Genomic DNA, 13408 nt, shown 5'->3' with positions numbered 1-13408 from the left:
GCCCTCAGCTCAATGGGGAAAAGGCGGTCGGCAGATAGATGGCCGAGCTCAGGCTGGTCAGATGCGCCGGCCCGCCCTTCGGCGGCCAAATGCCTCGCTCGACGGATTCGGCCCGCTTGGCCATGCGCTCGTCGAGCGAAGCGAACGGCCAGATATGGAGGAAGCGCGGCAGCGAGCCATCGATGGCATACATGGCCCCAAGCAGAGGCGACACCTTTGCGCGCTCCGGTACCGCATCCCTCCAGAGATCCATCGTCGGCTTGAGGCCCGATGCCTTCACGCCGTATACGCGGATCTCATAGACGGGGCCGTGCTTGCCGGGCTCGATCGGCGGAACGAAGTCGAACGGCATATAGGTCGTTGTCTCGAACTCGCGAAAATGCTCGGCCGCCCCGAAGAGGCTGCCATCCACGAGAGCCCGTGAGCGGTCCTCCGCTAGCGCAGCGTCTTCGTCGTAAGACTGGAGGATCAAAATCTGATTCAGCACGCCGATCTCGGCGGTGAAGCAGCCTAGGAGCCTTCCCGAAAGACTCTTGCCGGTGAGCGACGCCTCGATTCCAGCGAGAACCTTCGGCAGGCCTCCAACTTCCGGCGTGATCCTGGTGACGGCGTAGCGCATCGGCTTCCTCCCAATCCATGGCGACAGGACATAGCCGGATCGCGCCAACAATGAAAGTTCATTCTGGAATTCTATTTCAGATTTGAATATACGACTGGCAAGACCCTGGTTCGCAGGGCGAGAGTCGGCGGGCAGTTCCGGCCGCCTCGACGCAAATTTGCGCTTGGCCGAAAGGGACCAGGCGCCGTCAAGGAGAGGAAGTCAGTCGTGGCCAGATCATCTGGATCAATCGCGTTGGCGAAAGGGGAAACCGAAAAGCTCTACGACCTGATCGTGATTGGCGGCGGCGGAGCTGGGCTGTCAGCGGCGCTGTTCGGAGTCCTTCGTGGCGCACGCGTGCTGTTGCTCGAAAGCACCGAGTATGTCGGGGGGACCACGGCCTTTTCAGGTGGTACGATCTGGATCCCTAACACGCTCCACGCCGCTGCGGTCGGCGCCCAAGATAGTGTCGAACAGGCGGAAATCTTTCTCCATAACGCGCTCGGGAACTATGCGTCCGGCGATGCGATCCGCGCGTTCCTGACTGCCGGCCCCCGTGCTGTCGAAGTGCTCGACCGCGAGACGGACGTGAAGCTGCGACCTCATCCATTGCATCCGGATTATCTGTCCGAACTACCGGGCGCGACGATGAAAGGTCGGGCCCTGGAGCCAATCCCCTTTGACGGCCGGCTGCTCGGCGACAATCTTGATTTGGTTCGCCCGCCGATTCCGGAGTTCACCATCCTTGGTGGGCTGATGGTCGACCGCGTGGATATCGGCCATCTGCTCAGTATGAAGAAATCATGGGCGTCGTTGCGGTATTCAGCCTCTCTGGTCGCCCGCTACGCTCGCGACAGGCTTGGCCACAAACGTGGCGTCAGGCTCACGATGGGCAACGCTTTGATCGGGCGGCTCCTGCACTCCTTCCTAAAGCGAGGCGGCACGGTCTGGACGCAAGCGCGCGTTGATCAGCTGATCGAAGAAAAGGGGAAGATTGCAGGCGTCAGCCTGATCCGAAACGGCAAGCGTGAGAACATCCGCGCTGCCCAAGGCGTCATCCTCGCCTCAGGGGGCTTCAACCGGAACCCGACGCTGCGCAAGGAGCTCGTGCCCGATGTCGAGATTCATACACCTGGCGCGCCCGGTCATAAGGGCGCGGCAATCGAACTTGCACTGGGCGTAGGCGCTCGCATTGGCGATCGCAATATGGAGAACGTGTTTTGGGCGCCGGTATCGATTCGAAAGCGGTCCGACGGCAGCACCGCGGTATTCCCGCATTTCGTCTTCGACCGGGCCAAGCCTGGAACGCTAATCGTCAATAAGGCCGGCCGGCGCTTTTTCAACGAAAGCACGTCCTATCATCTCACCGGCAAGGCTATGATTGAGGCGAACCGCACCGACCCCTGCATCCCGGCTTACCTCATTGCGGATCATCAAGCGATCAAGACCTACGGCCTTGGGATGGTCCGCCCCGGCGGTAGCGGCATGTCCTTCCTTATAAAGGACGGATATCTGCTGAAGGGCGAAACGCTGGTCGAACTGGCACAGCGGCTCGGCATCGACGCGACCCAGTTGCAGAAGACGGTTGAGACCTTCAATGGCCATGCGGCCGCCGGTGTGGATCCGGATTTCGGCCGTGGCACGACCGCGTACGAGCGCAACCTGGGTGACCCGAAGAACGGCCCCAACCCGACTATGCGGCCACTGCAAAACGGGCCGTTTTACGCCGTGAAGCTCTATCCCGGTGACATCGGAGCCAGCGCGGGGCTGGTTACGGATGCCCATGCCCGCGTGCTTGGCAAGAGTGGGCCGATCGGCGGCCTTTACGCCGTGGGCAACGACCAGAATTCGATCATGGCCGGCACCTATCCGGCGCCCGGGATCACGCTCGGCCCGGCGATCGCATTCGCCTTCATCGCAGTCGAAGACGCGCTCGCTGCCTGATCGATTTGCGCGGCCTCGCGCTCCTTCTCGCTGCTTCGGAGGCATTATGTCAGAGCTGAAATTCACCAAGGTCTCGGCCGAAAACGGCATCCTGACCGTCACGATCAATCGCCCCCACGTGCTGAACGCGCTGAGCAACGACGCACACCATGAGCTGGCCGGCATCTTCGACCGCTTCGCCTCAGACCCCGCACTGCGGGTCGCGATCCTGACCGCCGCCGGCGAACGTGCCTTCTGCGTGGGGAGCGACCTCAAAGCCAAGGCGGAAGCTGGTACATCCGTCGAAGCCTCGCCGGTCACCGGTTTCGCCGGTCTCTGCATGCGTTTCGACCTCAACAAGCCTGTGATCGCCGCCGTCAACGGTCAAGCCTTCGGCGGCGGTGTCGAGATTGTGCTCGCATGCGATCTCGCGATAGCGGCTGAGCACGTGGTCTTCAGCCTGCCCGAGCCGCTAGTCGGTCTGGCTGCACTGGGTGGCGGCGGCCTGCAGCGCCTTGCCCGGCAGGTGCCGCTGAAACAGGCTATGCGCCTCATCCTCACCGGGGAGCGTATTAGCGCCCAGCGCGCCGCAGAAATCGGCCTTATCAACGAGGTGGTGCCGGCGACCGAGCTGATGACGAAGGCCCAGGAACTCGCGCGGCAGATCGTTCGCTGCGCGCCTCTTGCGATCGAAGCCTCCAAGGCCGTCGCGCTCTCGAGCCTCTCCTCCTCGCTGGAGCGCAGTATCCTCGACCAGCACCCGACCGCTGTCCGGCTGTGGGCTAGCCAGGATGCGATCGAGGGGCCGAAGGCCTTCGCTGAAAAGCGACAGCCGGTCTGGCAGGGTCGCTGAAACGAGGATCGACCGATGCTCGAAAATTTCAGTGGCGCGACGCGCGTCTACTACATTATCGGCCACCCCATCGCTCAGGTGAAATCTCCGTACGGCATGACCCGCCTGTTCGAGGAGAACGGCAAGGACGCCATTATGGTGCCGGTCGACATCCTGCCGGATGACGTGCCGGAATTTGTGACGCTGGCCAGCCGCCTCCTCAATTGCGACGGCATCTGCATCACCGTGCCGCACAAATTTGCCGTGGCTCCGCATTGCCGCACGATGTCCAAGACCACCGAGGTGCTTGGCTCAGCCAATGTAATGCGCCGCAATGCAGATCATTCATGGCATGGCGACATGTTCGACGGGCCGGGCCATGTCGGGGCGATGCGGAAGAACGGGGCCAGGTTGGAGGGAAAGCGTTCCTTGCTGATCGGAGCTGGCGGGGCCGGAAGCGCCATCGGCCTGGCGCTGCTTGACGCCGGGGTCCGCGAACTCGCTGTCCACGACACCGACGCGCGGCGGCGGGATGCGCTGATTGCCAAACTCGACGGCGCACACAGGGGCAAAGTGATAGCCGGATCGCCCGCTCCCGCCGGATTCAACACGGTCTCCAACGCATCGCCGGCCGGCATGAAGCCCGGCGACGCCCTGCCGATCGACATCGGCGGCCTGGAGGCAGGTACCTTCGTCAGCGACGTGGTGACCAAGCCGGCCGTAACGCCCCTGGTCGAGGCAGCGCGCCGGATCGGTTGCAAGACCTCGACCGGTATCGAGATGTTCGAAGCCGAGACCTCGCTCATGCTCGACTTCTGGCTCGAAACCGCTGCCTGACGGCGCCACACAGGACACCGAGTATGACGACAAAATTGACGGGTGCCGGGCGTCTCGCCGGCGTGATCGGCTGGCCTGTCACACATTCGCGGTCGCCGCTTTTGCACGGTTACTGGCTTGAGCGCTACGGCATCGACGGAGCCTATGTCCCGCTCGCCGCCGAGCGGGATTTCGAGGGCGTGGTGCGCGGCTTGAGGGCAGCGGGATTTCGTGGCGCGAACGTCACAAAGCCCTGGAAGGAGGCGGCTTTCGCCCTCTGCGACGTTGTCGAAACCTCAGCGCGCCGGATCGGCGCCATCAACACCCTGGTCTTCGACGAGCGCGGCGTCGTCGGCAGCAATACGGACGGCTTCGGCTTCCTGGCAGGCCTCGGCGAAGCCGGCATCGCCGTGAGCGGCCAGCGCGCGCTCGTTCTCGGGGCGGGCGGGGGCTCGCGTGCTGTTTGCCACGCCCTCGATGAGGCTGGCGCTCATGTAACCGTTACAAACAGAAGTCGCCGGCGCGCCGAGCAGGTCGCCGAGAATTTGCCGGGAATTGCTGTCATCGACTGGGAGCGGCGCAGTCAGGCCATTGGCGACTGCGATCTCCTTGTGAACACGACCTCGCTCGGCATGGCGGGCTCTGAGCCGCTCGATATTGACCTGTCGAGGGGAAGGGCCACGCTATGCGTCTCCGACATCGTTTATGTGCCGCTAGAAACACCTCTGCTGCGCCAGGCCAGGCAAAGCGGCTACAAGACCGTCGACGGGGTCGCAATGCTCCTCCACCAGGCCCGCCCCGGTTTCAAGGCCTGGTTTGGAGTTGACCCCAGCGTCGACGACACGCTTCGTTCGCTCGTTCTCGCCACCCTCGGCCGCTGACGCGGCCCGGCTTCTCGCTCGCGATGTTCCAGAGCTGCGGGCTCAGGCGAAGATGTTAGGACGGGGCTCCCCCGGCTTATCGGCTGGCGGTCGAGGCGGCGGGCTGAGCTGGCCCAATTCCTTCGTTGCTTCAAGCAATAGCGGACCGATCTGCTGCATGCGTTCTTCCGTCAAGCGAATGAACGGCCCTGCAACACTGATCGTCCCTGTGACTCGGCCATCCAAGGAGGATCGTATCGGAGCGGCTACCGCATTCATCCATTGCGAGAAGGTCTGCTGAGTCACGACGTAACCGAGCAACCGCGCTTCGCGAAGCCGCCTTCGGATGGCTTGGGCTGTTTGCGGAGCGTTGGGTCCGTACTCTTCCTTGGACCCATAGCCCTGCTTCTCGACCAGGGCGATCGCGTCCTCATCGGACATCGTTGAAAGCCAGGCCAATCCAGACGATGAGCATGAGAGCTTCGCCTCCTGTCCAGCCTCCGGATCGTAACGAAGACCGGCCGTGGCTCCTTGCGCCTTGGAGACGAAGATAAGCCGATCTTCATCAAGGATCGCGACACGAACCAGCTCGCCGCACTCCCGAGCGAGCCGGTCCAGCACAGGTTGCATCAGATCAGTGATGCCGTGAGCCTGGAGATAGCGCAGTCCCAGCGACGCAATCTTGGCCGTGAGTACATAGGAGCCGAACTCTCGGTCCTGCCGAACATAGCCTTCGTCAACCAGGCTCGCCAGAAGACGATGCGTTGCGCTGCGCGGGATTCTGATGGCGTCCGCCAGCTCATAAAACGGCATGCCACCAGGATGGCCAGCCAGAATCTCGATGATCCGCAAAGTGCGCTTCAGAATGCCATCCGGCCCGGCGTCCTTTTCCTTCGTCCTGGGCATCATTTTCTCCGAGGGGCCAAGAGGTCACATCATAGCTTAGGCCCGGCCCAATTCACAGGTAGCTGGACCGTGATCCACCGCGATCGCATTCAACGGAGCATCCTAACGCCTTGTGAAGAAGCGAATTTGCTCCATAGAAAACGACAACATAAAATCGGTATCGTAAACTGGACTTTCGTTCCAGTTTACGATACCGCTTAACGCAAGCGCTGCACAAGACGGTGCCAAAAAAGGAATGCCAACAATCGGAGGAGACCGAATGACCCCAGAAAATCAAAAAGGCGGGAAGAAGAGCGGAACGTCGCGCCGATCGCTCCTGGCCGGAGCGGGCGGCCTTGCCGCGACGCAGTTTGCCGCGAGCAATTTCGGCATGCCCTATATCGGCAATGCGGCGGCGGCTGAGCCGATCAAAATCGGTATGCTTTGGGCCAAAACGGGCGCCATCGTCGACCAGGCGACCTATCTCGCCCAGGGCGGCTTCTTCGCCGCCGAACAGCGCAACAACCAGCTCCTCGGACGCCCCATCGAGATCGTCTGGCTGGACGAGCCCAACCCGCAGGGCGCGCAGCTCAATGCACAGCGCCTGATCGACGAGCACAAGGTCTGCGCCCTGATCGGCGGCGCCCAGAGCTCGCTCGCGCTGGCGATCTCGGCCGTCGCGAAGAAGTCCAAGATCCCTTATGTCGCAGCCAATGCCGCGGCCCTCGATCTCACCGGCAAGCTCTGCAACAAATATACCTTCCGCCTGCAGCCGCCCGTCGACGTCCACACGCGCGTCCTCGCTCCCTATTGCGAGAAGCTCGGCAAGAAGTGGTACACGATCACGGGCGCCTTCGCCTTCGGCCAGGACATCAAGGCGAGCTTCACCGACTACATCACCAAAGCCGGCGGCTCGGTCGTCGGCTCGGATGAGGTGCCCGTCAGCACCGCCGACTACAGCTCCTTCATTCTCAAGATCCGTGCGGCAAAGCCGGATGTCGTCATCGGCGGCCTCTCGGCGAGCGACCTGACGACCTTCCTGAAGCAGTGGAGCGAACTCGGCATGAAGGGCAAGATTCCCTTCGCCGAGATCTCGATCGGCAATACCGATATCTGGGGCGTCGGCCCGGAAGCCGCGACCGGCATCTACACCATGGTTTGGGTTTACAATAACCCGGGCAATACGGCCGAGGACAAGGCCTTCGTCGACGCCTACATGAAGAAGTTCAACGAACCTCCGGCTGACAAGGCCTGGATGGGATGGTTCGGCATGCGGTCGCTGCTGGAGTCGATCGAACTCGCGAAGTCGACGGAGCCGGCCGCTATCGTTAAGGCGCTTGAGACATGGCGCGTCAAGGAAGGCGACCTCGACGTCGGCTACCGTGATTTCGATCACCAAATGAAGCGCCGGACCGTGATCTGCAAGGTCAAGGACAAGATCCCGAACAAATGGGATTATGTCGACGTGCTGGAAAATGCGCCCAAAACCGCCGCCGAGATCGACGAGGCTTTCGGTTCAGCTGCAAGCAGCGCTTGCAAGATGGACAGCATCTAATACCTCGGGCCGAGCACTGGACCTGCTTTGAAAGGTCCGGCTCCATCGAAGAACGCTGCGGCAGACCAAAGTCTCCGCAGCGCTCCCATCCGACACGTCAATTCCGCGCCGCATGAATGCGGCGCCTTCCCCGCGCGGCAGGCAACCTGTGCCGGCGCGGGAGGGACCATGCCATGCTCGACATGATCATCTCCCAGGCGGCGAACGGTCTCGTCCTGGGCTTTCTCTACGTTCTGATCGCGATCGGGCTGTCGATCATCTTCGGCATGCTCGGCATCGTGAATTTCGCCCATGGCTCGTTCTTCGCCATCGGCGCCTATCTGGCGCTGGTGCTGGCCCGGGACTTCGGCTGGCCGGCTGCGCTCCTGTCTCCGATCATCGTCGGAGCCATCGGCATGATCGTCGAGATGACGCTCATCCGACACCTCTACGGCAAGGAACCGCTGCTCGGCCTGATCCTGACCTTTGCCCTCGCGCTTCTGGCCGAGGCGATCCTCAGGCTCATATTTGGGGGCGCGCCGGTTCCGTTCAATCCGCCGAGCATCTTCGCCGGTTTCATCGAATACGGCCCGATCCTGATCACGAAATACCGTATGACGGTCCTGGTGGTTACAGTCCTGGCTCTCGTGAGTTTCTGGGCGTTCCTGCGCTTCACGCCCTTCGGCCGTATCATCCGGGCGGGTTCGCGTGATGCCGAGATGGTCGGACTGCTCGGAATCAATCTGCCGATCCTGCTCTCCGGCGTCTTCGGCATCGGTTGCTTGCTGGCCGGGCTCGCCGGCATGCTTGCCGGCCCCCTTTGGACCGTCATTCCCAGCATGGCATCGGGCGCGATCATGCCCGCCTTCGTCATCGTTACGATCGGCGGCCTCGGATCGTACTCCGGAGCGATCATCGCCGGCCTCCTCGTCGGCATTACCACCGCCATGAGCATCCAGTTCGCCCCGGCCTGGTCCGGCGCCGCGATGTACGTGCTGATGGCTGCCATCCTGCTCATCCGTCCGCGCGGCCTGTTCGGCGAGCGCTGGGAGAGGTTCGAATGAGAAGCCGTTCCATCCTGACCAATCCGATCCTCTGGATCGCGGTCGTTTTCGCAGCGCTCACCTTGGCCTGGGTCGGCCAGGGCGCCCCGGTAAACTTGATCACTCAGATCGCGATCTACACGCTCTACGGAGCGGGCGTGAACCTCCTTGTCGGATACACAGGACTGGTTCCGTTCGGCGCTTCGGTGTTCTTCGGCTGCGCGAGCTACTTCGCAGCGTTGCTTCTGCTCGGCCCGGTCAAGCAAGACCTTCTCGCGCTTGTCCTGTCCGTGGTGATCTCGATGGCGATGGCCGTCGTGCTCGGAGCACTCATCCTGCGCCGACGCGGACTGTATTTCTCGCTGCTGACGCTCGCATGTTCCCAGATCGCGTTCGAAATCGCCTACAAGTGGACGGCCGTCACGGGAGGCGAGAACGGACTCCAGGGCGTGCCGCGCCCGAGCTTTCACACGGAAATGCAGTTCCACCTGTTCGCCCTGGCCTCGGTGCTGCTGTGCCTGTGGTTGCTGTGGCGGCTGGTCCATGCGCCATTCGGCAGAGCACTGCAGGCCATCCGCGACAACGAGCAACGGGCAAGCAGCCTGGGTTACAACACCTATCTGGTGAAGCTCGGCGGCTTCGTGCTCATGGCCGGCCTCGTCGCCTTTGCTGGCTCGCTGCTGACGCTGATGCTGCAGGGCGTCTACGCCAACAATCTCGGCTGGCAACGCGCCGGCGACTCGCTGCTGATGACCGTCCTCGGGGGCGTGCACCACTTCCTCGGACCGCTCTGGGGTGCAATCGCCTTCATCATCCTGGAGAACCGGCTTTCGGCGATTACTGAAAACTGGTGGCTGATCTTCGCGCCGATCATCATCGTCTTCGCGCTGTTCTCGCCCGAAGGGATGCAGGGGCTGGCGCAACGCCTGCTCCGGAACGAGCGCTGGACGCTCACACGCAACACCATCCCGCCGCGACCGCAGGTGATCAAGCCCTATGAAAGCGCGGGGCAGGCGATGGATCCGGACAAGCCGATCCTGGAGACCCGCAAACTCAGCAAGAGTTTCGGCAGCCTGGTGACCGCCAAGGAGATCGATCTCCAGGTACGGCCGTTCGTGCTGCATTCGATCATCGGCCCCAATGGCGCTGGCAAGACCACTTTCTACAACATGCTGACCGGCGTCCTGCCGCCGAGCGGGGGCACGATCCTGTTCGAAGGCAAGGAGATCACCAAGCTGCCAATGTATGCCCGTGCCCGGCTCGGCATAAGCCGCTCCTTCCAGATTCTCTCGATCTTTCCGAACCTTTCGGTCTTCGAGAACGTCCGCATCGCGGTGCAGGCGCAGAGGCACGGTGCTCTCGGCTTCTTCCGGGATGCCCATGACATCGAAGCGCTTAATGAGCGCACTTGGTCGATCCTCGATGCGGTTGGACTCGCGGACCGGGCGGCCGACCCGTGTATGAATCTGCCGCACGGCGCCAAGCGGTTGCTCGAAATCGCAGTGACGCTCGCGATCGACTCCAAGCTGCTGCTTTTAGACGAGCCACTCGCCGGCTTGGCCGAGGCGGATCGGCAGATCGTCGCGGAGTTGATCCGCAGCCTGGCGAAGAAGCACGCAGTGCTGTTGATCGAGCACGACATTGATCGCGTCCTGGCGATATCGGACCGCATTTCCGTCCTTCATCAGGGCAGAATGATAGCGGACGGCAAGCCGGCCGACGTGGCTCACAACCCCGAGGTGATCGCCGCCTATCTCGGCGCCGCCAAAGGCGATTCCAAGGCGCCCCCGGCGGTCGAACGCATCGCACACGCTTCTGCCAAGCCGCTGCTGGAGGCGAAGGGGCTGGCCGTCGGCTATGGCGGCAGCACGGTTCTGAACGGCGTCGATGTCACCGTGCATGTCGGCGAGGCGGTCGCTCTGCTTGGCCGCAATGGCGTTGGAAAGACGACCTTGCTACGGGCCCTTACGGGCACGCTGCCGTTGAATGCCGGAACGGTCGACTTCGCGGACGCCGATATAGGTTCCCGCAAGCCTTATGAGATCAATCGGCTGGGCATTGCGCTGGTGCCCGAAGGCCGCCGCCTCTTTCCGAATTTGACGGTGGTCGAGAATCTTCAGATCGCCCAGCGCGCGGGAGGGCTCAGCATCGAGGAGTGCTTCGACCTCTTTCCGCGTCTGCGAGCCCGTCAGAAGGCAAAGGCCGAGAATCTATCGGGCGGTGAGCGCCAGATGGTCGCGATCGCCCGTGCCCTTGTCGTCCCCAGCAAGTTGATCCTGCTGGACGAACCCTTCGAAGGCCTCGCGCCGGCGGTGGTCGAGGAGGTGATGGCAGCGCTGGTCAAGCTGCGGGGCAAGGTCGCGATGATCATCGTCGAACACCATGCGGAGACCGTTCTGCCAATCGTCGACAGAGCCCTCGTGCTGGTCAATGGCCGCATCGCGTTTTCGGGCGACGCTGGCGACCTTGAGAAGGATCATGCCTTGCAAGCAAAGCTGCTGGGCGTGGTCCAGGCAGACGAAATCGCGGCGGCCTGAGCGAACGATGACCAGTCCTTCTTTAACAGCGAACCTCAACGGCGCAACGCGGCTCCACCTGATCATTGGCGACCCAATCGCTCAGGTGAAGTCGCCTTCGGGCATGACACCCAAATTCGTTGAGGCAGGCAGAAACGACATCGTCGTGCCGGTCCGCGTGACCAGCGCGGATCTGGCCGCGTTCCTGGCGGGCGTCAGCCTGGCCCAGAACGTCGACAGCATTATCATCACCGTGCCCCACAAGTTCGCTTGCTTCGACCACTGCGAAACTGTTTCGGATCGCGCCCGGCTACTGGGCGCGGTTCAGCACATGCGGCGGACCGCTTCCGGTCGTTGGCATGGGGAAAACTTCGACGGAATGAGCTTCGTCGCGGCGGCCAAGTTCCGGGGTGCGGCCTTCCAGGGTGCGCGAGCGCTGCTCGTTGGCGCCGGCGGCGCAGGCTCGGCCATCGCCCTCGCAATGGTGGAGGCCGGTGTCGCGGAGCTCGCCATCCACGATACCGACGAGCAACGCTTGGCCAAATTGCTCGACAAGATCGCAGGCGCAACGGCCACGCCTGTCCGGCGAGGTTCGCCGGATCCGTCCGGCTTCGATATCATCGTCAACGCCACGCCTTTGGGCATGCGAGCCGAGGATCCGTTGCCCGTTGATGTCGGACGCCTCAAGCCCGAGAGCTTTGTCGGATGTGTCGTCACAGCGCCTGCCATCTCACCCCTCATCGAGGCGGCGCGAAAAGCGGGCTGCCGCACCTCGACCGGCCTCGATATGACCGAAGCCGCCCAGAAGCTCGGGCTCAACTTCGTTCTTTCCAGCCCATCCTCACAAAATGACTGACGGACGCGCACCACCCGGTTCTGGGAATGCCGTGGAGCACGCCATGTTCAAACGCATGTCGATTCTGGAAAAGCGGCCGGGGGACGAGCAGGCCTTTTTCTCCCGGTATTGGGAGGAACGGCACGGGCCACTTGTAGCCCGCCTGCCTTTCATTCGCGCTTACGTCCAAAACCATGTGGAACAGCAGTACGAGCCTAGTTCATTTCGCGTGGGCGGCATTGTCGAACTCCAGTTCGATGACGCCAGCGCGATGGACGAAGCGTTTTCGGCCGAAGGATCGAAGGCCGTCATCGCGGATGAGGCGAATTTCCTCGGCAACGCGGCGGGCTACATCATTGGCGATTCAACTGTCCGCATGGCAGGCGAATTGGGTAAGCTCGTCGTTCTCTTAAGCCACGACGACCGTCGGGCCGGGACGAAAGAATTCGAGACGGCCGTCCGTCAACTGCCCGGTTTCGTGCAGTTCATTCGAGATGACGTCGCATCGACGATCACGCGGCCGGGCTCAGCACAGCCAGGCCAGCAGGTCGACAGCTTCTTCCATATTTACTTCGACGGCACCGCAGACGCTGACCGGGCCGGACCAAAGGTCGCCAGGATGGCCGACACATTCAAGCTCGGTGTCTTCCGAATGCGCACCACTCGTATCGTCTAGCGCCGTCGGATCAAGCTGGCAGCCCAGGCATGAGACAAGGAGCCCTCCCATGAAAGCGCTTGTAGTCGGCGCGAGCCGCGGCATCGGCGCCGCCATAGCCTTGCGCCTCGCCAAGGACGGCATCGCCAGATCCGGCTTTGCTCAAATCGTGATCACGGCGCGCGCCCCGTCGCCGGCGCTAACGGAGGTGGCGTCTGGCATCACCCGACTTGGTGCCCAGCCGCATATCGTCACTGGCGATATCGGCGACGCCACCGTTCCCGCTCGCATCGGTGCCGAGGCAATCGAAGCCTGTGGCGGCCTCGACCTGGTCGTGGCCAATGCCGGCATCACATCACCTGGCCCGCTTGCGACCCTGTCGATCGAAAGCTGGGAGCGGCTGTTCGCCGTCAACACCCGCGGCCCCTGGCTTCTCGCGCAATCGGTCTACGAGGCTTTGCGCGCCACGAAGGGTAGCTTCGTTGCCGTCGCGTCTATGTCGGGCATGTTTCCCCACCCGGGCTCGGGTTCCTACTCCTCGACCAAGGCGGCGCTGATCATGATGTGCCAGCAGCTCGCCCAGGAGTGGGGCCCGGACGGCGTCCGGGTCAACGCGGTCTGCCCTGGGATGATCCGGACTCCCATGACCGAATCCATCTATGCCGACCCCGCAATTGCGGCACGGCGCGACGAGATCGTGCCGCTTAAGCGCGTGGGACAGCCCGATGACATCGCGCGGGTCGTCTCCTTCCTCGGCAGCGATGACGCACGCTACGTCACCGGTGAGGCGATCCGGGCCGATGGTGGTTTCTCCTCCTCTATCCTTTCCTACGTGCCGGGGCTTGCGAAGTCCCGCTAGCCACCATCGGTCAGCCTGAACGACGGACAGGAAGTGCCCCGCAGTTCACCAG

12 protein-coding genes are annotated in these 13408 nt (G+C 62.8%); 10 read left to right on the top strand and 2 right to left on the bottom strand.

Translation table 11 applies throughout. The features are described 5' to 3' along the window. Positions 1 to 4: 4 nt before the first annotated feature. Entirely contained in the window at positions 5 to 619 is a 615-nt protein-coding gene (locus FHT98_RS08465; RefSeq protein WP_091856713.1) for an NIPSNAP family protein, read from the bottom strand. 234 nt (positions 620 to 853) lie between these two features. On the opposite strand from FHT98_RS08465, the gene FHT98_RS08460 reads away from it, so the two are divergent. Genes FHT98_RS08460 through FHT98_RS08445 form a run of 4 tightly spaced genes read left to right on the top strand, consistent with a single transcriptional unit; the run spans position 854 to position 5050 of the window. Continuing rightward, on the top strand, positions 854 to 2542 hold the full coding sequence (locus FHT98_RS08460) for an FAD-dependent oxidoreductase (protein WP_248309172.1): 1689 nt from the start codon (positions 854 to 856) through the stop codon (positions 2540 to 2542). A gap of 46 nt (positions 2543 to 2588) precedes the next feature. Then, positions 2589 to 3374: an enoyl-CoA hydratase-related protein gene (locus FHT98_RS08455; protein WP_142113707.1), complete on the top strand. Its 786-nt coding sequence runs from the start codon at positions 2589 to 2591 to the stop codon at positions 3372 to 3374. A 15-nt stretch (positions 3375 to 3389) separates the two neighbouring features. After that, on the top strand, positions 3390 to 4190 hold the full coding sequence (locus tag FHT98_RS08450) for a shikimate dehydrogenase family protein (RefSeq protein WP_142113705.1): 801 nt from the start codon (positions 3390 to 3392) through the stop codon (positions 4188 to 4190). Positions 4191 to 4213: 23 nt separating this feature from the next. After that, positions 4214 to 5050 (top strand): shikimate dehydrogenase, encoded by an 837-nt coding sequence (locus FHT98_RS08445; RefSeq protein ID WP_142113703.1) that lies wholly within the window; start codon positions 4214 to 4216, stop codon positions 5048 to 5050. Positions 5051 to 5092: 42 nt separating this feature from the next. Here FHT98_RS08445 and FHT98_RS08440 read toward each other — a convergent pair whose 3' ends face one another. Next, a complete protein-coding gene (locus FHT98_RS08440) occupies positions 5093 to 5935 on the bottom strand; it encodes an IclR family transcriptional regulator (protein ID WP_142113701.1) in 843 nt (280 codons plus the stop codon). A 259-nt stretch (positions 5936 to 6194) separates the two neighbouring features. Here FHT98_RS08440 and FHT98_RS08435 point away from each other — a divergent pair, with 259 nt between their 5' ends. From FHT98_RS08435 to FHT98_RS08410, 6 genes are all read left to right on the top strand, one after another. Then, positions 6195 to 7469: an ABC transporter substrate-binding protein gene (locus FHT98_RS08435; RefSeq protein WP_091856717.1), complete on the top strand. Its 1275-nt coding sequence runs from the start codon at positions 6195 to 6197 to the stop codon at positions 7467 to 7469. Between the two features lie 173 nt (positions 7470 to 7642). Continuing rightward, positions 7643 to 8512, top strand: coding sequence for a branched-chain amino acid ABC transporter permease (locus tag FHT98_RS08430; protein WP_061970388.1), 870 nt, complete (start codon positions 7643 to 7645; stop codon positions 8510 to 8512). A 62-nt stretch (positions 8513 to 8574) separates the two neighbouring features. After that, positions 8575 to 11028 carry a branched-chain amino acid ABC transporter ATP-binding protein/permease gene (locus tag FHT98_RS08425; protein WP_349236263.1) on the top strand — a complete coding sequence of 818 codons (2454 nt, stop codon included), beginning with the start codon at positions 8575 to 8577 and terminating at the stop codon, positions 11026 to 11028. A gap of 7 nt (positions 11029 to 11035) precedes the next feature. Further along, positions 11036 to 11863, top strand: a complete 828-nt coding sequence (locus tag FHT98_RS08420) for a shikimate dehydrogenase family protein (protein WP_142113697.1) — start codon at positions 11036 to 11038, stop codon at positions 11861 to 11863. A gap of 43 nt (positions 11864 to 11906) precedes the next feature. Further along, positions 11907 to 12518 (top strand): EthD family reductase, encoded by a 612-nt coding sequence (locus FHT98_RS08415; protein ID WP_185745101.1) that lies wholly within the window; start codon positions 11907 to 11909, stop codon positions 12516 to 12518. A 49-nt stretch (positions 12519 to 12567) separates the two neighbouring features. Beyond that, positions 12568 to 13356, top strand: coding sequence for an SDR family NAD(P)-dependent oxidoreductase (locus FHT98_RS08410; protein WP_061970394.1), 789 nt, complete (start codon positions 12568 to 12570; stop codon positions 13354 to 13356). Positions 13357 to 13408: the final 52 nt, after the last annotated feature.

The organism is Allobosea sp. AK1 (assembly GCF_006714945.1).
GTDB lineage: Bacteria > Pseudomonadota > Alphaproteobacteria > Rhizobiales > Beijerinckiaceae > Allobosea > Allobosea robiniae.
Note: the sequence above shows the minus strand (reverse complement) of the source record. Positions and strands in the feature narration are given on the sequence as shown.

Excerpts from the sequence above, each read along its gene's own strand:
- FHT98_RS08465 (WP_091856713.1), bottom strand. The coding sequence starts at position 619 with ATGCGCTACGCCGTCACCAGGATCACGCCGGAAGTTGGAGGCCTGCCG.
- FHT98_RS08455 (WP_142113707.1), top strand. The coding sequence starts at position 2,589 with ATGTCAGAGCTGAAATTCACCAAGGTCTCGGCCGAAAACGGCATCCTG.
- FHT98_RS08450 (WP_142113705.1), top strand. The coding sequence starts at position 3,390 with ATGCTCGAAAATTTCAGTGGCGCGACGCGCGTCTACTACATTATCGGC.
- FHT98_RS08445 (WP_142113703.1), top strand. The coding sequence starts at position 4,214 with ATGACGACAAAATTGACGGGTGCCGGGCGTCTCGCCGGCGTGATCGGC.
- FHT98_RS08440 (WP_142113701.1), bottom strand. The coding sequence starts at position 5,935 with ATGCCCAGGACGAAGGAAAAGGACGCCGGGCCGGATGGCATTCTGAAG.
- FHT98_RS08435 (WP_091856717.1), top strand. The coding sequence starts at position 6,195 with ATGACCCCAGAAAATCAAAAAGGCGGGAAGAAGAGCGGAACGTCGCGC.
- FHT98_RS08430 (WP_061970388.1), top strand. The coding sequence starts at position 7,643 with ATGCTCGACATGATCATCTCCCAGGCGGCGAACGGTCTCGTCCTGGGC.
- FHT98_RS08420 (WP_142113697.1), top strand. The coding sequence starts at position 11,036 with ATGACCAGTCCTTCTTTAACAGCGAACCTCAACGGCGCAACGCGGCTC.
- FHT98_RS08415 (WP_185745101.1), top strand. The coding sequence starts at position 11,907 with ATGTTCAAACGCATGTCGATTCTGGAAAAGCGGCCGGGGGACGAGCAG.
- FHT98_RS08410 (WP_061970394.1), top strand. The coding sequence starts at position 12,568 with ATGAAAGCGCTTGTAGTCGGCGCGAGCCGCGGCATCGGCGCCGCCATA.